This is a genomic window from Providencia sp. NPDC089933, assembly GCF_049545585.1.
In the GTDB taxonomy this organism is placed as follows: domain Bacteria; phylum Pseudomonadota; class Gammaproteobacteria; order Enterobacterales; family Enterobacteriaceae; genus Providencia; species Providencia huashanensis.
In genome coordinates, this window is sequence record NZ_JBMWDT010000001.1 from 600,763 (window position 1) to 619,083 (window position 18,321).

Consider the following 18,321-nt stretch of genomic DNA (forward strand, 5'->3'; position numbering starts at 1 on the left):
TGGGTAGATGTCTACCTGATGAAAAGAATGAGATATCATGCTTAGCTCAACTAGCGGCAAGATCAGTAAGTCCCAAAAAAGAACGACACATCGGCTTTTCCTTTCAGCTATCCTTTCCAGTGAACACTACTGGTGTGGTGCATTATAGCGTCTCTCTCGATTATTCATTCTGCTGAATAAACTCAGCAACACGTTGTTATTTATTTGAATTTTCAACAACCGCGTATGGGTATTTTGACCCCTTGGTCTGTATAAAAAATAGTCTATTACGCGGCTGCATATAGAGAGATATTATAATGATTTATTGGATATTTTTAGTATTAGCTATTATAACCGAGGTTATCGGTACCTTATCAATGAAACATGCCAGTGTCAGTGGCGATTTCACCGGTATGGTGGTGATGTATGTCATGATAGCAACATCATATATTTTATTGGCCGTTGCAGTAAAAAAAGTGGCTTTAGGTGTGGCATACGCACTGTGGGAAGGTATCGGGATCTTATTTATTACGACATTTAGCGTAATGTGGTTTGGAGAAACGTTATCACCCATGAAAATCGGTGGGTTAGTATTACTGATCACCGGTATTGGCTTGATTAAATCAGGGACCAAAAAAGCCACTGTTCGCCAATCTGCACAAAAGGTAAAACAAGTAACGCAAAATGCGGTCAATGCAGCCAAAACTAATGCTCTAGTTGGACGCGAAGCTAAGTCGGAGGCATAAGATGGCCAGTCATTTTGAATGGTGGCATGCAGCCTTTTTGATCCTAGCGGTAGTACTCGAAATTATCGCCAATATTTTACTAAAGATGTCGAATGGTTTTAAACGATATTGGTTAGGTATTTTATCGTTGGTGGCGGTATTAGGGGCTTTTAGTTCCTTAGCCCAAGCAGTAAAAGGCATTGAATTATCAATTGCTTATGCTCTATGGGGCGCGTTTGGTATTATTGCCACAGTAGCTGCAGGCTGGATACTCTTCAACCAGCGGCTAAATTATAAAGGTTGGGGTGGGATAGTGCTGCTATTGCTAGGAATGGTGCTGATTAAAATGTCTTAACCTATTTGGTATATTGAAAAGTAATATAAGCCCAAGTCGGACTGAGGAGTTCGGCTTGGGCTTATTGTTATCTATCAATACGTTAAAAGTATATTCTTTTAATTTTTGCCTTTTGTCGTAGTTGCATCTCGCACTGATTTGACATCACTAACCGTCACTTTCTCTGCATTATTCCCCCAACTACTACGGATGAACGTCAATAAATTAGCCATTTGTAGGTCATCTAAACGCCACGCAAAATTAGGCATAGTTAACCCGGTTGGCACATCTTGAGTCACAGGGACTTGGCTGCCATTTAATACTATCCTTATCAAAGAGTCGGGTTTTTCACTTAAGACTACTGGGCTGCCTGCAAGGGATGGGAAGGTTTTAGTATAACCCTGACCATCAATACGATGGCATGCAGAACAGTTGTCCATATACTCTTGAGCACCAGGTTGGCTCATATCTCCGGCAACTAACGAAGTGGTTGTGTTGTTAGTTGTTGAAGACGCTGAGTGTTTACTCGTTGATGTTAATGATTTTAAATACACGGCTATTGACGTTAGGTCTTCATCTGACAAATATTGTGTACTATTTTTAATCACATCAGACATTGAGCCAAATGCGGCATTTTTATCATTATGGCCAGTTTTTAAAAATTGAATGATATCTTGCTTAGACCAATTACCTAATCCACTTATCGCATTTTCAGTTAAGTCAGGTGCATACCAGTTATCGATTAGTGCCCCTGTTAAATAAGTCTGATCAGATTGGTCTAGTGCTTTTTCTGCGAATCCAATCCCCCTAGAGGTATGGCAGGCCCCACAATGCGCTAACCCTTGAACTAAATAAGCACCTCGGTTCCATTGTTCGCTTTTTGAATTGTCTGCTTGATAAATACTGTTGTCTAAGTAGATTTCATTCCAGACAGCCAGCGGCCAGCGCATACTGATTAGCCAAGGGATATCACTTTCTAAGCTGGCTTGCTTTACAGGTTTAACTTGCGTCATGAAATAATCATAAATCATGCGCATATCTTGGTCAGTCACTTTTGCATATGAAGTATAAGGCATCGCGGGGTAGAGGTTACGGCCGTCTTTGGCAACCCCCTCACGTACTGCCTTAACGAAGTCATCATAACTATAATTACCGATACCAAACGTTTTATCTGGTGTGATATTTGAAGAATAAACGGCCCCAATTGGGGTGATCATCTTCAATCCTCCCGCGAAAGGAGCTCCGTCTTTAGCAGTATGACAAGAAATACAATCTCCAGCTGCGACCAACTGTTGACCATTAGTGAAATTATTGTCTGCTTTGGCTGCAATGCTACAAAGGCCAATAATCAATAATAGAGAGTTTATTTTTAGCTTACCCATCATATTCCCCTTTATTTAGGCTTGAACCAAAGGACCTGGGTTTGGTAAATAAAGTTCACGTATAGCGTTTGCAGCAAACAGTGCTGTCGCACCCACTATCCCGGTTGGGTTATAAGCAAGGTTTTGTGGAAAACAACAAGCCCCTAATACAAATACATTGGGAACATCCCAAGTTTGCATGTACTTATTGACGACACTATTTTGTGGGGAGTCACCCATCACTGCACCACCGGTGGTATGGGTTGATTGGTATGGGCGTACATCATAATGTGCATCCATTGACATAAACCCCATTTCATAATGTTTAGGGTTCATTCTTTTTGTTATTTCTTCAGCCTTAGAACCGACAAAGTTAGTCATTTTCAATTCGTTGGGTTGCCAATCGAATGTCATTCTTAACAGTGGTAGGCCATGCTTATCTTGGTAAGTTGGATCAAGGTCTAGGTAACATTGTTTATAAGGCATGACAGACCCTGAGGCCCCAATATGCATTGAGTGTAAATAATTTTCTTTAATAGCTTTTTTCCAACCTGTTCCCCATGTTGGCGAATCTTTTGGTATCGTCATTTGCTGAATAGGGCGTCCACCTGAAGTTGTCGTCGATATTGTTGAACCGCCGATAAAGCCTAGTTGGCTATGGTCAAAATTTTCAGCGTTATAGTTATCAATAAAACTACCTGTGCAGCCCGCGGCGGCGAATGGATTCATGAATTGGTTTTGATCGTAAAATAAAGTGACTCCACCGTTCATTTGATAAGCAAAGTTACGACCGACAACCCCTTCTCCTGTAGTAGGGTTATAAGGCTTTCCTATATTCGATAACAAAAGTAGTCGGACATTATGTAATTGGAATGCACTTAAGATAACAAGGTCTGCTGGCTGTACAACACGCTGCCCATGGCTATCTATATAAGTGACTCCCGTTGCTTTTTTCCCCGTCGAATCCATATTGACTTGAACAACATGTGAGTTTGTTCGTAATTCAATGTTTTTATGTTGCCTTAATGCTGGGAGCACACAGGTTTGAGGGGATGCTTTAGAATAGTTAAAACAGCCAAAACGTTCACAATAACCACAATAATTACAAACCCCAAGTTGAACGCCATAAGGGTTGACGTAAGGCTCTGTACAGTTAGCACTTGGTGTTGGGAAGGGTGGTAACCAAGGGATTTTGCTGCTTCATTAAATAATAGGGATGAATATTGCATTTTTAATGGTTTAGTTGGATAAGGGTTTTTCCGTTCAGACTCGAAAGGGTTTCCTCCATCCAAAATTTTGCCATTAATATTACCGGCTTGGCCTGAAGTTCCACAAATTTTTTCAAATTTGTCAAAATAGGGCTCCATTTCTTCATAACTAAAAGGATAATCCTGTACAGTCATGTCCGATGGAATAAAGTCAGCCCCATACTTTTCAATAACAGTACTGCGCATTTTGATATCTGCATGTAACGGTCGCCAAAGCATGCCATTCCAGTGAACACCCGCACCACCAACCCCATTTCCGGGCAAGAAAGAGCCTAAACGCCGATAAGGCAGCGCAGTGTCTGATTGTTTATGCCTTACCGTTATGGTTTCTCCAGATATATTTTGGAATAATTTCAGTCGAATACCATAAGTCAATTCATCTGCAATTCGAGGATAAGCAAAATCAGGATAAGTATCCCGTTTTTCACCTCGTTCAAGAGCGACTATTTTTAGACCTGTATTGGCGAGCTCCATGGCCATTAATGACCCAGTCCAACCAAAACCCACAATGACAATATCAACAGGATCTTTTTTAATTTCCATGGCTATATTCCTCTTTTCTTACCTGAAATACTCACGGGCCCTAATGGGTACGGTTGACCAGGATTATCCATAACTTGTTGATAATCAGCTCTAGCACCAGGGAACCCAATTAATTTCCACGAAGCCATTGTTTGATTTCCGCCATGAATCGGGTCAGAAAAATAGCCCTCTTTTGTATTTTCAAGCATTTGTGTGAAGAACAGTTCGCTTGGAACGGAGGAAAGTTCAAGCGCGCCATTTTCAAGCTGAGTGAGTATTTCATCTTGCTCTGCCGTTTCTAGTTCAGCGAACATTTTATTGTGGTGTTGTTGACACCATACATTGACATCCTGAATCCCATTGCGCCATAAATCACGAGGGGTTAACGGAGATTGATAACCTAATTCTGGAACACTAGTTGCAAAGGGGCCATGCATATACCAAAGATGCCCATATCCATAAGGTTGTTCCATTTGTTTATCAATAAAAATAGGGATACCTTCATCGACGGCACCTGGGCCATATTGGTCGGCAGGAATAAGCCTATTGGTGGCAGCAAGAACGAATTGCCACTCAATTTCATTAAAAAAAAGCGGGGAATATAGCGTTGATAAATTATTGGGTGAATGAGATGTAGCAGCTAAACTGTCCATGGTTATTAGATTGCTGCCTAGCGCGGTAAGCGGAATGATAGCTAATGTTTTCTGTAAAAAAATTCGCCTAGGAGGTACGTTTTCTTTTTTGCTCATATTACTATCCCAGTTATGATCTATTAATTTAAATAAACACATAAGTTTCTTTTAGTGTGTGATAGAAGATAGAACTATCTAAAATTTATAGTCGTTTATTTTAATGAGGGATATTTGCCTAAAAAAGGTTTCTAAATGTGTTTTATGTAACAAAACGCAGATTTTAGTGGCAATAAATTGTTAATAAGGGAAGCTGGATTGAGAAAATTGGGATGCTGCTTTAGCTATTTTATTCGCGGGCGATTGCAGACAGGAGGCAGTTTTAAATTTAAAGGGTATATTTTTAGTTTAGAGCCCCAGTTTCGTTACTAGGACTCTTAAGCTAACCCTACAATCACTTATTTTTAAATATAAAATCAATCAATTGCAGCAATTATCTTTATTTCAACTTTATATTCAGGCTTCATCAATAATGCCTGTACAGTACAACGTACAGGTGCACTTCCCGCAACGACCCATGCATCCCATGCTTGGTTCATCCCAGCAAAATCAGCTTTATCAGTCAAGAAAATTGTTGCATCGAGGATTTTGCTTTTATCCGAACCTATACGCTCTAACATGACATCAATTGCAGCAAGTGTATTGGCGGTTTGCGCCACGATATCGGCATCGAGGTTTTCTGGCACGCTGGTGTAGTAAACAACATTATTATGAATAACAGCTTCAGACCAACGATTATCTGGGTCAATACGTTTAATGGACATAATCATTCCTTATTATACATGTAACTCAAGAATAGCAGCTTGATAGCCGGATGAAAATCAGTTGTTCAACCAAGTATTAATTAGCTCAGCAGGGTAAGCCAACTCATGGTAAAGTGTGCTACTCATTTTTTTGATAAATAGGTTTTTGTTGTGCACGATGATTTTTCTGCGGATGGCTTTTTAGCCAGAACAATTCCTGGTTTTCAACCTCGTGAAGCTCAGGTTACTATGTCCAAAGCCGTAGCTGAGTCGATTGAACAGCAACAGGTGCTGGTGGCTGAAGCGGGAACGGGAACAGGAAAAACCTATGCTTATTTAGTGCCAGCATTGCGTAGTGGGAAAAAAGTTATTGTTTCAACAGGGTCAAAAGCACTACAGGATCAATTATATCATCGGGATTTACCCTCAATAATCGAAGCGATGAACTATACTGGGCGCACAGCTTTATTGAAAGGGCGCTCCAATTACTTGTGTTTAGAAAGGTTAGATCAGCAATCATTAGGTGGCGGAAGCCTCGAACCAGAAATTTTATCTGCCGTTGTTAGGTTACGTAGTTGGTCAATAGAGTCTGAGTTAGGCGACACCAGTACTTGCCATGATATTGCTGAGGATAGCCCGGTTTGGCCACTAGTCACTAGTACCAATGATAATTGTCTGGGAAGTGATTGCCCTCGTTATAAAGAGTGTTTTGTTCTCAAAGCTCGCCGTAAAGCTTTAGAAGCGGATATTGTCGTCGTCAATCATCATTTATTCATGGCGGATAGAGTCGTCAAAGATACGGGGTTTGGGGAACTAATCCCCCAAGCAGAGGTGATGATTTTTGATGAAGCACACCAAATTCCAGATATTGCCAGCCAATATTTTGGCCAACAGTTAAGTAGTCGTCAATTACTTGACCTTGCCCGGGACATGGTCATGACGTATCGAACGGAGTTGAAAGACCAAGTACAACTGCAAAAAAGTGCGGATAGGCTAACGCAAAGCACGTTAGATTTTAGGTTGAATTTGGGGGAAAACAGCTTCCGTGGGAACTTACGTGACTTACTTAAGCTACCTGCTGTGCAAAGGGCGCTGACATTACTCGATGATTCATTAGAATTATGCTATGAGGTAATTAAAACCTCTTTAGGGCGCTCTCAAAGCTTAGATTCTATTTTCGAGCGAGTGACTATGTATCGCAACCGGCTAAACCGGCTTAAAGATGTTTCTATTGCTGGCTACAGTTATTGGTTTGAAAGCTATGGACGTCATTTTTTACTCGCTTTGACCCCATTAACGGTCGCAGAAAAATTTAGTGAGATGATTAATAGCACACCTGCGAGTTGGGTTTTCACATCAGCAACGTTATCTGTCAATGAAAAGCTAAGTCATTTTACAGACCGATTAGGTTTGGTTAAAGCCAAAACATTATTACTGGCGAGCCCATTTGATTATCAACGTCAAACGTTGTTGTGTGTGCCGCGTTTTTTACCGGAACCGAATCAACGCGGAGTTGCGCAAAAACTGGCAACGATGTTACGGCCTTTAATCGAGAAAAACCAAGGGCGGTGCTTCTTTTTGTGTACATCTCATGTGATGATGCGTGAATTAGCCGAAGAATTTAAAGCCTCATTAACGTTACCCGTATTAATGCAAGGGGAGAGCAGTAAGAACAAACTGTTATCTCAGTTTATTGCGGCAGGAAACGCTGTGTTAGTCGCAACAAGTAGTTTCTGGGAAGGGGTAGATGTACGTGGCGATGAACTTACTTGTGTGATTATTGATAAACTGCCATTTACGGCACCAGATGACCCCTTATTGAGGGCGCGAATTGAAGACTGTGAATTACGCGGTGGCGACCCTTTTGCCGATGTACAGCTACCTGATGCTGTTATTACCTTAAAACAAGGTGTTGGTCGGTTAATTCGTGATACAAGTGATTATGGTGTGATAGTGATTTGTGATAATCGCCTAGTGACTCGTCCTTATGGTGAGGTATTTTTACGCAGCCTTCCTCCATCTCCACGGACGAGAAGCGTAACCAAGGCTATCGAATTTCTTGAAGAAAAAAGGCGACAGTCTCCCTAAAAAGAGTCAATTCCTTGGCGTTTTTCTGCTGTTACGGAAGTTGTTTGTGTTAATATGCATAACATCTTTTAATCAAAAATTATTAATTTGCCGGAGTTTAGGCATGTCGACCCGTATTCTTGCTGTTGATACAGCAACCGAAGCATGTTCAGTTGCACTTTGGTGTGATGGTGAAATCATTTCACGCTTTGCTATTTCCCCTCGTGAACATACACAAAAAGTTTTACCCATGGTTGAAGAGGTTTTGGCCGAAGCAGGTATGGGGCTAAACCAGTTAGATGCATTAGCATTTGGTCGTGGCCCGGGTAGTTTCACGGGAGTGCGCATTGGTGTAGGGATAGCACAAGGGTTAGCATTAGGTGCTGATTTGCCAATGATTGGTGTTTCTTCATTAATGACTCTCGCTCAAGGTGCATTACGTCTCACGGGGCAAACGCAAGTCCTAGTTGCCATTGATGCACGTATGTCTGAAATCTATTGTGCTCAATATCAATATGTTGTAGATAGGCAATGGTTAGGTGAAGGCACAGAAGCTGTTCTACAACCTGATGACTTTAAAGCCCAATTCACCTCATTGACTGGGCAATGGTGCTATGCCGGTACAGGTTGGGCAGCTTATCCAACATTATTAGCCAGTGATAAGGCATTGAGTGATAGTCAGGTGACGTTACCTGATGCGCAAGACATGCTGCCAATTGCTGCACAGTTATGGCAACAAGGTAAAGCGATTGCAGTTGAAAATGTAGAACCAACTTATTTGCGTAATGAAGTGACTTGGAAAAAATTGCCCGGTAGAGAATAAGTTCAGCAGAAGTCATCAAAAATTGAATTGGCTGTATCTTATCACTAAATATATAGCCAATTTATTATCTAATTTAGGTAATACATAATATCTTGATAAATTAAAATACAAATCGAATTGTTTAAAAAGATAGGTTATTATTAAAAGGTAATGTATGCCTGTTTAACATATTGTGTTGTCTCAAATTAAGACTATTTTAAACAACACAATATAAAATTATACTATTGCTAATCGGAGGTGGTCTATGAATATTGAATTAAACTGCCGCACTGCACTTAAAGGTCTTTTTGTCGCAAGCGTATTAGCACTAACAGGGTGCGTCTCGATACCCGCATCAATTCAAGGGTCGGTACAAAATCCTACGGATAACTTAACATCCGTACAAAATGCACCTGAAATGTATATTGGTCAAGAGGCACGCTTTGGTGGAAAAGTCCTTGCTGTGGCAAATGAGCCGACAAGGACTCGCTTAGAAATTGCGGTGATGGCATTGAGTAAATACGATGCTGCACCTGAACTCAATGCTCCATCTATTGGTCGTATATATGCTTATTTGAATGGCTTCCGTGAGCCGAGTGATTTCACTAATCGTTACGTCACGGTAGTCGGTAAAATCACTGGTGAACAACCAGGTAAAGTCGGGCAAGTTCCTTACAAATATGTCACTTTAGATGTGACAGGTTTTCAACGTTGGAATATTGCACAAAGTGTTATGATACCACCGAGTGGGCCGTGGAATTATGGCTACTACGGGGACCCTTACTATTATAACCATCCTTGGGGGTGGGGATATGGCTATCCAGGCGGCCCGGCTCAGGTTCACACTTACTTAACTGAGTAATATTTTATCTCTGTTTTTGAACTTAAGACTCACTAAGTAAAAAGGAAAAGGCTGTTACCTTTAAAGTAATGGCTTTTTTTGTGCTTGAAGATAAATAATGGCGTTCTTCGGCAGTCTTTTATACCACTAAAACTATCTTTTTTTGATATGGCAAGTTATTAAGCATCGATAAGCTCTCCAAACTTAGTGTAGTTCGGTGTATAATTACGTTATCTTGTATAGATTTACATCTATTTAATTAATCTTAAGACAAACAAGGCGGCATAGACCGCCTTGTTTTTTCTTAGAAGAATAAAATTTATTTAGTGATAGAGGTCTCAACCTTGACATTGTCTGTTTTTCAAACTGGTACGCTGAGTTAATAATTTGTTAAAACATGTGTTGAGTATAATAAATTCACTAAATTCAGGAGTAACATTTTGGAAAAAATCTGGCTAAAAAATTACCCTACTGATGTGCCGGAAGAAATCAATCCTGATCGCTTTGCCTCTTTGGCTGAGTTACTTGAAAACGCGGTTTCTCAATATGCTGATCAGCCTGCATTTATCAATATGGGCGCAGTCATGACTTATCGGAAGCTGGAGGAAAGAAGCCGTGCTTTCGCTGCTTATTTGCAAAATGGGCTTGGTCTAAAAAAAGGGGATCGTGTTGCATTAATGATGCCGAACCTCTTGCAGTACCCTATTGCTTTGTTTGGGATATTGCGGGCAGGTATGGTAGTGGTGAATGTTAATCCACTGTATACACCGCGAGAACTAGAACATCAACTAAACGATAGCGGTGCCGCAGCGATTGTGATTGTGTCGAATTTTGCTCATACGCTAGAAAAAATTGTTTATAACACCAAAGTTAAGCATGTCATTTTGACGCGAATGGGCGATCAACTCTCACGACCAAAAGCGACCATTGTGGATTTTGTTGTTAAGTATGTGAAACGCTTAGTTCCTAAATACAATTTACCCGATGCCATATCATTTCGTCGTGCAATGCATTATGGCTATCGTATGCAATATATTAAACCAAACATTGCAGGTAGTGATTTGGCTTTCTTGCAATACACGGGGGGAACAACAGGGGTTGCCAAAGGCGCGATGTTAACCCATCGCAATATGTTAGCGAATTTAGAACAAGCGAGAGCAGCTTACGGCCCTGTGTTGAAGTTTGGGGAAGAGTTTGTTGTGACTGCATTACCTCTTTACCATGTATTTGCGCTGATGGTGAACTGTTTGTTATTCATCAATGTTGGGGGAGTCAATTTACTTATAACTAACCCGCGTGATGTACCAGACACGGTGAAGCAATTAGGGCGTTATCCTGTTACATCCATTACTGGGGTGAATACATTATTTAATGCATGGCTTCATAATGATGAGTTTAAGAAGTTAGATTTTTCACGTTTACGTCTTTCGGTTGGTGGGGGGATGCCAGTACAAAAAGCAGTGGCTGAAAAATGGCAGCAGCTCACCGGGAAACATTTGCTTGAAGGGTATGGTTTGACAGAATGTTCACCATTAGTGACGGGGAACCCCTATACCTTAACGTCTTATAGTGGAAGTATTGGTTTACCTGTTCCATCAACTGATGTTAAATTCCTTGATGATGATGGTCATGAAGTTGCCATTGGTGAACCCGGTGAAATGTGGGTAAAAGGCCCTCAGGTTATGAAAGGGTATTGGAATCGCCCTGACTCAACCGCGGAGGCCATCGTTGATGGCTGGTTAGCGACAGGGGATATCGCTGAAATAGATACTGAAGGCTATATTCGCATTGTTGATCGCAAAAAGGACATGATTATTGTTTCTGGTTTTAATGTTTATCCAAATGAAATTGAAGATGTCATTTCGGCACACCCTGATGTGATTGAATGCGCTGCAATTGGTGTTCCTAGCGAAAGTACAGGGGAAGCCGTTAAAGTGTTTGTTGTGACGAAAAATACGAATTTAACTGCTGATGAACTTAAAACCTTTTGCCGTCGTTCGTTAACCGCGTATAAAGTGCCTAAGTTATTTGAATTTCGTGATGAATTACCAAAATCTAACGTAGGTAAAATTTTACGTAAAGATCTGCGTGATGAAGAAAAATTGCAAAGAGATAAAACACCAGTATGATGATGGTTTAGTCTCATAAAGATAATAAGTAACGCCGGTTTATACCGGCGTTACTGTGATGAAAATATAAAAAGAGAAACTTGTTTTGAATTATCGTTTAGTAACTACAGATAGTGAACTAGCCCAAATATGTCAAGAAGCGAGCCATGCGCCATGGCTTGCGTTGGATACCGAGTTTGTTCGTACCAGAACGTATTATCCTCAATTAGGTTTGCTACAGCTGTATGATGGAAAGCAAGTTTCGTTGATTGACCCGTTATCAATAACGGATTTTAGCCCGTTCAAAGCACTTTTGACTAACCCAAATCAAATTAAGTTCTTACATGCGGGCAGTGAAGATCTCGAAGTCTTTATGCATGATTTCGGCTGCGTTCCTGAACCCATGATTGACACGCAAATTATAGCGGCTTTTTTAGGGTATCCTATTTCGTGTGGTTTTGCGTCGTTGGTATCAGAACATCTGGGAATTGAGTTGGATAAAAGTGAGTCTCGTACTGATTGGTTAGCGCGCCCATTGAGTGAAAAACAGTGTGATTACGCAACAGCGGATGTGCTGTATTTACTACCATTAGCTGAAATCCTGATGGCTAAAGTGATGGAGGCTGGGTATTTAGAAGATGTTAAAGATGAGTGCCAACGTGTTGTCGCTCGTCGTCAAAAAACACTCAAACCGGAAAAAGCATACCTAAATATTCATAATGCTTGGCAATTACGTGATGAACAACTCGCGTGTTTACAGTTACTCGCGGCATGGCGATTAAATCAGGCAAAAGCTCGTGATATGGCAATTAACTTTGTTGTAAAAGAAGAGCACTTGTGGAAAGTGGCTCGTTTTTTACCGGGTTCTCTCGGCGAACTTGATAGCTTAGGTTTGACGGGGCAAGAAATCCGTTGTCACGGTAAGCGTTTGTTAGCTATTGTGGATCAAGCTAAAAAACTTGATGCAAGCCAATATCCTGCACCTGTGGCAAATATTACTGAACAAAGTGAATATAAAAATCTCTTTAAAGAAATTAAAGCTATCGTCAAAGATATCGCTGAAAATGAAAAATTTAATGCAGAATTATTAGCCTCAAGAAGGCAGATTAACCAGTTACTTTCTTTACATTGGGGGCTAAAAACTTCGGCAACGCCCCCTGAGCTTCTCGATGGTTGGCGTGGAAAGTTGCTTGCAAAACCTATTTCAAAGTTACTAACAAACGTATAATCGTTTAAGGTACAGGGGGTTTTCCCTTGTACCTACTAAAAACATCCTTTTCAGTTATATTATCATTTCATTTAATTACTCTAACAAATAAATTCTAGTTAATCGCCTGCTATATTTAAATAAAAATTGGTTTTTAATTAAATTTACTCTTAAAAATAAACAAACAAAAAAGAGTAAAGGGGGATAATATAATTAATTACTATAAGGTTATTTTTTAATAAACTGAAAATAAACCATTATTTTTGTTTTTCACCAAATAATAAAAAAGCTAATTATATTAAGCTTATTTGTAAATGAAAGGTGATTTCATATACTGACATCTACGCATTAAAGGAAAATATAATATTTTCTTAATGTGGATTTTTATTTAACAAGGTAAGTTAATTTCTATTGAAAAGGACCCAACAAATGGAAAAAATATCGGTATTAACATTAGCAGTTACATTCTCTATATTTTCTAGTAGCACTATGGCTGAAACCATCTCAGGGCAAAGCCAAAGTTATGATAATAATATGGTAAATATAAGAATAGATGAAACTGAATCAACAATGGGACCACACGGTGGTGCGTTAGGTACCCCCGGTATTGGTTATCGAAGCATAGCAGGAGGAAAAACTATATCATTTTCAGGCTTAAAAAGTAGCGATATTAAGAAGCCTGATAATGTTTATCTTCTTGATGGTACTACTATACCACATGGTAACATGGGCAAGTTTCAATTTAGTCAGGTTGCGGATGCCGAAGTATATTTCGGTGATTGGTCACAGACAGGGGTAAACGGCGATACAACACACACAGCTTATTTCTCGGGTGAGAACGCGATGAGTGAGGTTCCATCTAGTGGGCAAGCCAATTATACCCTAGAAGGAATCAACCAATTTGATGGTGAAACAAAACTAATAGGCTCATTCACGGCTGATTTTAATGATAAGTCGTATAAAGGCTCATTAAAAGGGAAAACATTAAGTATTTCGATGGGGGGGAATATTGCAGAGCAAGGGAAATTCAGTGGTAATGCTATAGCGAATGATACAATAACAGGTAGTAGTATGGGGCAGTTATTTGGCGATAATGCAGAGCAAGTTGCAGGTATTACTTCATTTAAGGGGCATGAGCACTTAGATACCGCATTTGGTGGCAAAAAAGACTAATAATTAAACTTAAATAAAGACAAGTAGGCAAAATATTATTTTGTCTGCTTTTTTTATCACTAAAGAATAGGTTATTTATGGTCGTATATATTAAGTATATAATTGGTTTTATTATTGTAAGCTCATGTAATTTTGTAACCCCAATATTTGCGGGGCAACAATTAGACGAACAATTTATTAGTATTTTAAGTATAGATAATAATGATAAACATGAACTGAAAATAAAAAAAACAAAAAATAATGAAAAAAACATCGAAGAACTTGGGTTTATTCTTTATGATCTTGTTCGTAAAAAAGAGTTTGATAAAATAGAAACTATAATTTTTCTTTATAAAAGCGATCATCAGCATGATGAAAACCTAGTTAAATATATTTACGCTGAAAAGGCACTGGTAAGGCGAGAGTATGAGATAGCGATTGGTTTTTATAATGAAATTTTGGCTGTACAGCCGGATTTACCCTTAATTGAAATAAAGCTTGCACTTGCACTTATTGGTATTAAGCGCTATGAAGATGCTTTATTGGTGTATCAAACATTGCTAACCAAGTATAAAAATAAACTATCAGTAAGCCTGAGTAATTTCATTAGTAGTCAAATAATTTTACTGGAAACTAAAAATCATTGGCAGGGTACGATTAAACTTGGTGCAAGCTATGATTTTAATTTAAATGAAGCATCCAATAGTAATAATATTTATTGTTTTCGAAGCAAGTGTATGGGGAGTAGTAAAAAGGCGATAGCTGGTGGGGAATGGCATTATTCTATTGAACTATCGAAACGCTATCCATTATTAGGTAATCATGCTGGGCAGTTTTCATTTAACATTGTTGGGTTAGAACCGATGAAAACAGTGTCCACTAAAAAAATAAGTGTTTTACTCAATGGAGGCTACCAGTTTGAAGGTGCAAATAAAAAAATACAGTTGTTACCGATTGTTGAAACTAAATGGCATGATAATCAATATCATAGTTTGAAATTAGGGGCACGGATAGCCGTAGAATACGAATTTACGCCTCAAGTAATATTATTCGGGGGGGTAGAGTTAAAAAATAAAAATTATATTGATAAATATAACTTTAATGATGGTAATAAACTCTCTTATTCACTGATTAGTGGTTATTTTCTTAATCCAAATCTATTATTTTTTTCAGGGATAGATGTTATCAAGAGGGAGAAAAAATTCAAAAGCGACAGTTATCTGCAATATGGAACAAAAATTGGGCTATTAACAGTTGTCGACCCCTATAAGTTATTGGTTGTTACTGGTTATAAATATACAGAGTTTAAACAGTTTGATGATTATTTGAATACAAAAAGAAGTGATCATAATTGGTATTTGAATACACAACTGACATTAGAAAAATACAAAGTATTAAGCTTTACACCGGCGGTGTATTTTAATAGCCAAATAAATAAAAGTACGGCTCATATTATTTATTCTTTTAAGCAAAGTGAAGTTGGTGTCAATTTCAGCAAAAAATTCTAATGTTTAGCGGAAGGAATAATGAAAGTAAAAACAGTAATAGCGATTAATATTGCGACAGGGTTGTCTGTTTGTAGTATTCCTAATTTATTGTATGCACAAGAGCGTGAAAATATCGGTTCTATCATAGTTAATGATAAAACAACCACAATTAAACAGCGCGATAAAAAAGGGGCTGATGATCAGTATGATAAAGATGAATCGAATATCTATATCAGTAAGGAAGAAATCGAGCGTTATAAGGGGACAAACCCAGCCGACACTATCAACCATGCTGTTGGGGTGTATAGTGGTGATGCCCGCAATAGTGGGGCGTTAGATCCTAACGTACGGGGTATTCAAGGGCAAGGGCGTGTTCCTGTTACGGTTGATGGTACTGAACAGGCTATCACGGTTTGGCGTGGTTACAATGGTGCTAACAACCGTAATTATATTGACCCGAACATGATTAGTCGTATTAGGGTGATGAAAAGCGGGGGACTCAGTCGTGATGTGCGTACTTCGACAGGTGGGGGAATCGCAATAACAACTATTGGTATTGATGATGTTGTTGATGCAGATGAACAATTTGGGTTTGATATCAAGTTAGAAACCAGTAGTAATTCAACAAAGCCGAGAATTCGTCAGGTAAATTATGGTGTGGATTATCGGGATGACAAACGCCTATTAGAAACACTGGATTATAAAAAATTTCGCGGGATCTATTTCCAAGACTCCCAAGTCCTTGTTAAACCTCGTTCTAGAGGGAATGCCAATTTCTTTAATTTACAAGATAAAGCGGCACGTTTTGCCATTGGTACACGGCAAGAAAAATTTGACCTTATGTTAGCCTATAGTTATCGCAACCAAGGTAATTATTTTGCGGGAAGTCGTGGGTCAGGCAAATATACAGGCGAGATTATTACTTATGACCCAGCTTCGCCACAGAAATCCATTGACCCCTATATGCCATTTGTTGCCAAAATTTATGCTCCCAATAAAGAGGTTGGTAACACGTCTAATGAAATGTCTACATTATTAGCAAAATTAAATCTTATGCTGCCTAATGCACAAGATTTGTCTCTTGGTTACATGAGAACAACCAGCCACTATGGTGAAATCATGCCATCACAGATCCGCTATCATGATTTAACTGGCAGTATCCCACAGTGGTCTTTAGCTAATTTAACCTTAAATACCTTTTATGCGAATTATTCTTTCAAACCGGAATCTATGGATTGGGTTGATTTTCGTTTAGGGTATTGGCTGACGAAAATGGATTTAAATTCGAATACGGCGGGAGGTCAGCCTAGGGAGCCTATGCAAAGAGATTGGTCTTATGAATTTAAAACTCGACCTCGCTTAGCTGAGCTCAATGGTACATTAGTCAATGGCATTAAATTAAGCCAGCTTAATGATCGTTATGGTATTTCGTTATCCAATAAATTTCAATTAGCCCCTGAGTTTAAAATCACATTAATAGGAAATTTAATTGATGAAAAGATAGGGAGTAGAGACGATGTGTATAATTCAAATACAGTTCCGATAAGTGGTTTATTCCGTGCGGTTCCAAGGGAAGGTAAACGCAGGGAATACAATGGTGCAATAAGGCTTGATTGGCAACCAACAGATTGGTTAAGCCTTAATGCAGGGGCTCAATATATTAGCTATTGGTCTAGGGACACTTTAAAAGAAAGAAGGGTAGCGGCAAAAGACATAAATTTTGCTCGAGTCAGTCAGGTAACAGCTAGAAATTTTCGGTTAACCCGTGTGTTAACAGCCGATGAATTTAAACTAATACAGAATTATGTTAATAGTAAGGGGCAAAGTTTTGCAAGCATAAAAGATAAACTACCATATGATACAAAGGTCTTGATTGAAGAAGCTTTAGGCATGCCGAAACATTCTTTAATATGGGCAAGTAATATGAAAGGAAAACGCGAATTTAGAATTGCGGGAAAAGACTACATAGTTAAATGGAAGGCCGATACCAACAACCGCTTTATGCGAAAAAATAATCCTTTTTATAATGGTGAAGTTGATTTAAAAGAAGAGGTTATCGACCCAGTCACTGGTTTGACAGCGAAAAAATATGGATTGACTGAGTTAAATAAAAGGAAAGATAAAATTAAATTTACAGAGGTTGAAAAATTTAAAGCCCCGAAAAGAAATGAAGATTCAGCTTGGGCGCCAGCCTTTGGTATAACTGCATATGTCACGGATAATGATCGTCTATTTGCCCGTTATTTAGAAACCGTTAGGATGCCAAGTCTTTTTGAAGATACTGTTGGTTTTTCGAGCAGTAGAGGTGTTAGTTATGTCCCCCCTACATTTTTACCTGAGCGTAGCCATACTATAGAATTTGGTTATGTGCGCAACTTCCAAGAATTATTAAATGCTGAAAACCACGCTGATTTAAGAATAAATTATTACAATACAGTGGTGACCAATGCGTTTGAGCGAGATATGAATTTAATTTTCACTCAAGTAGATAAACATAAAACAGCAGGGATAGAGCTATTAGCTCGTTATGATAATGGCTGGTTTTTTGGTGATGTGGGGTTAAATTACCGCTTAAAAAACGAAGTGTGTGATGAAGCGTCATTAGTATCAATGGACCCCTACAATAAATATGGAGGCTCAGAATGCACAACTGCAGGGTTTCCAGGGGGGTATTTACGGACTCAATTACAACCTAAATACAGTATTCATACTAACTTAGGGTTACGTTTCTTAGATGAAACGTTGGAAGTGGGTAGTCGTATGCGTTATCACAGTAGGGCGAAAAATGAAGATGAAGAAGCGATGATAAATAAATACCCATATCATTTTGCACCTTTAAATAATAGCCCAATGCATTGGAATGCTGTTTTTACTACAGATGCTTACGTCAATTACCAAGTGAATAAAGACCTATCATTAGAGCTCTTAGCGACTAACTTATTTGATGAATATTATATTGACCCATTAACACGTAGCATGATGCCTGCGCCAGGTAGGGCAATACGTTTTAATTTAACCAGCAGATTCTAACAATTA

At 39.0% G+C, this 18,321-nt stretch carries 13 protein-coding genes and 1 pseudogene; 10 read left to right on the forward strand and 4 right to left on the reverse strand.

The genetic code is table 11. The features are described from left to right. Positions 1 to 296 precede the first annotated feature (296 nt). Positions 297 to 725: a multidrug/spermidine efflux SMR transporter subunit MdtJ gene (gene mdtJ, locus ACPEH5_RS03075; RefSeq protein ID WP_042843885.1), complete on the forward strand. Its 429-nt coding sequence runs from the start codon at positions 297 to 299 to the stop codon at positions 723 to 725. A 1-nt stretch (position 726) separates the two neighbouring features. Next, a complete protein-coding gene (gene mdtI, locus ACPEH5_RS03080) occupies positions 727 to 1,059 on the forward strand; it encodes a multidrug/spermidine efflux SMR transporter subunit MdtI (protein WP_042843883.1) in 333 nt (110 codons plus the stop codon). Positions 1,060 to 1,157: 98 nt separating this feature from the next. On the opposite strand, the gene ACPEH5_RS03085 is transcribed toward mdtI, so the two are convergent. The 4 genes and pseudogenes from ACPEH5_RS03085 to ACPEH5_RS03100 form a co-directional block, all read right to left on the reverse strand. Continuing rightward, on the reverse strand, positions 1,158 to 2,423 hold the full coding sequence (locus ACPEH5_RS03085; RefSeq protein WP_423727015.1) for a c-type cytochrome: 1,266 nt from the start codon (positions 2,421 to 2,423) through the stop codon (positions 1,158 to 1,160). A gap of 12 nt (positions 2,424 to 2,435) precedes the next feature. Continuing rightward, positions 2,436 to 4,210, reverse strand: a pseudogene (locus tag ACPEH5_RS03090) (GMC family oxidoreductase). Positions 4,211 to 4,212: 2 nt separating this feature from the next. After that, complete coding sequence (locus tag ACPEH5_RS03095; RefSeq protein WP_048607134.1) at positions 4,213 to 4,938, reverse strand: gluconate 2-dehydrogenase subunit 3 family protein; 726 nt, start codon at positions 4,936 to 4,938, stop codon at positions 4,213 to 4,215. A gap of 356 nt (positions 4,939 to 5,294) precedes the next feature. After that, positions 5,295 to 5,642, reverse strand: a complete 348-nt coding sequence (locus ACPEH5_RS03100; protein ID WP_281110854.1) for a RidA family protein — start codon at positions 5,640 to 5,642, stop codon at positions 5,295 to 5,297. A gap of 150 nt (positions 5,643 to 5,792) precedes the next feature. Between ACPEH5_RS03100 and ACPEH5_RS03105 the strand changes: the two genes are divergently transcribed. From ACPEH5_RS03105 to ACPEH5_RS03140, 8 genes are all read left to right on the forward strand, one after another. Next, a complete protein-coding gene (locus ACPEH5_RS03105) occupies positions 5,793 to 7,709 on the forward strand; it encodes an ATP-dependent DNA helicase (RefSeq protein WP_048607135.1) in 1,917 nt (638 codons plus the stop codon). 103 nt (positions 7,710 to 7,812) lie between these two features. Next, positions 7,813 to 8,511 (forward strand): tRNA (adenosine(37)-N6)-threonylcarbamoyltransferase complex dimerization subunit type 1 TsaB, encoded by a 699-nt coding sequence (tsaB, locus tag ACPEH5_RS03110; RefSeq protein WP_048607136.1) that lies wholly within the window; start codon positions 7,813 to 7,815, stop codon positions 8,509 to 8,511. Positions 8,512 to 8,755: 244 nt separating this feature from the next. Further along, positions 8,756 to 9,352: a Slp family lipoprotein gene (locus ACPEH5_RS03115; protein WP_042843877.1), complete on the forward strand. Its 597-nt coding sequence runs from the start codon at positions 8,756 to 8,758 to the stop codon at positions 9,350 to 9,352. 419 nt (positions 9,353 to 9,771) lie between these two features. After that, on the forward strand, positions 9,772 to 11,460 hold the full coding sequence (gene fadD / locus ACPEH5_RS03120) for a long-chain-fatty-acid--CoA ligase FadD (RefSeq protein ID WP_042843876.1): 1,689 nt from the start codon (positions 9,772 to 9,774) through the stop codon (positions 11,458 to 11,460). Between the two features lie 85 nt (positions 11,461 to 11,545). Continuing rightward, positions 11,546 to 12,667 (forward strand): ribonuclease D, encoded by a 1,122-nt coding sequence (gene rnd / locus ACPEH5_RS03125; RefSeq protein ID WP_042843875.1) that lies wholly within the window; start codon positions 11,546 to 11,548, stop codon positions 12,665 to 12,667. A 408-nt stretch (positions 12,668 to 13,075) separates the two neighbouring features. Then, entirely contained in the window at positions 13,076 to 13,819 is a 744-nt protein-coding gene (locus ACPEH5_RS03130) for a Slam-dependent surface lipoprotein (protein ID WP_187551096.1), read from the forward strand. Positions 13,820 to 13,896: 77 nt separating this feature from the next. After that, the gene (locus ACPEH5_RS03135; protein ID WP_281110855.1) at positions 13,897 to 15,306 is read left to right on the forward strand and encodes a surface lipoprotein assembly modifier; all 1,410 of its coding nucleotides are present in this window, start codon (positions 13,897 to 13,899) and stop codon (positions 15,304 to 15,306) included. An 18-nt stretch (positions 15,307 to 15,324) separates the two neighbouring features. Further along, positions 15,325 to 18,315, forward strand: coding sequence for a TonB-dependent receptor domain-containing protein (locus ACPEH5_RS03140; RefSeq protein ID WP_281110856.1), 2,991 nt, complete (start codon positions 15,325 to 15,327; stop codon positions 18,313 to 18,315). Positions 18,316 to 18,321: the final 6 nt, after the last annotated feature.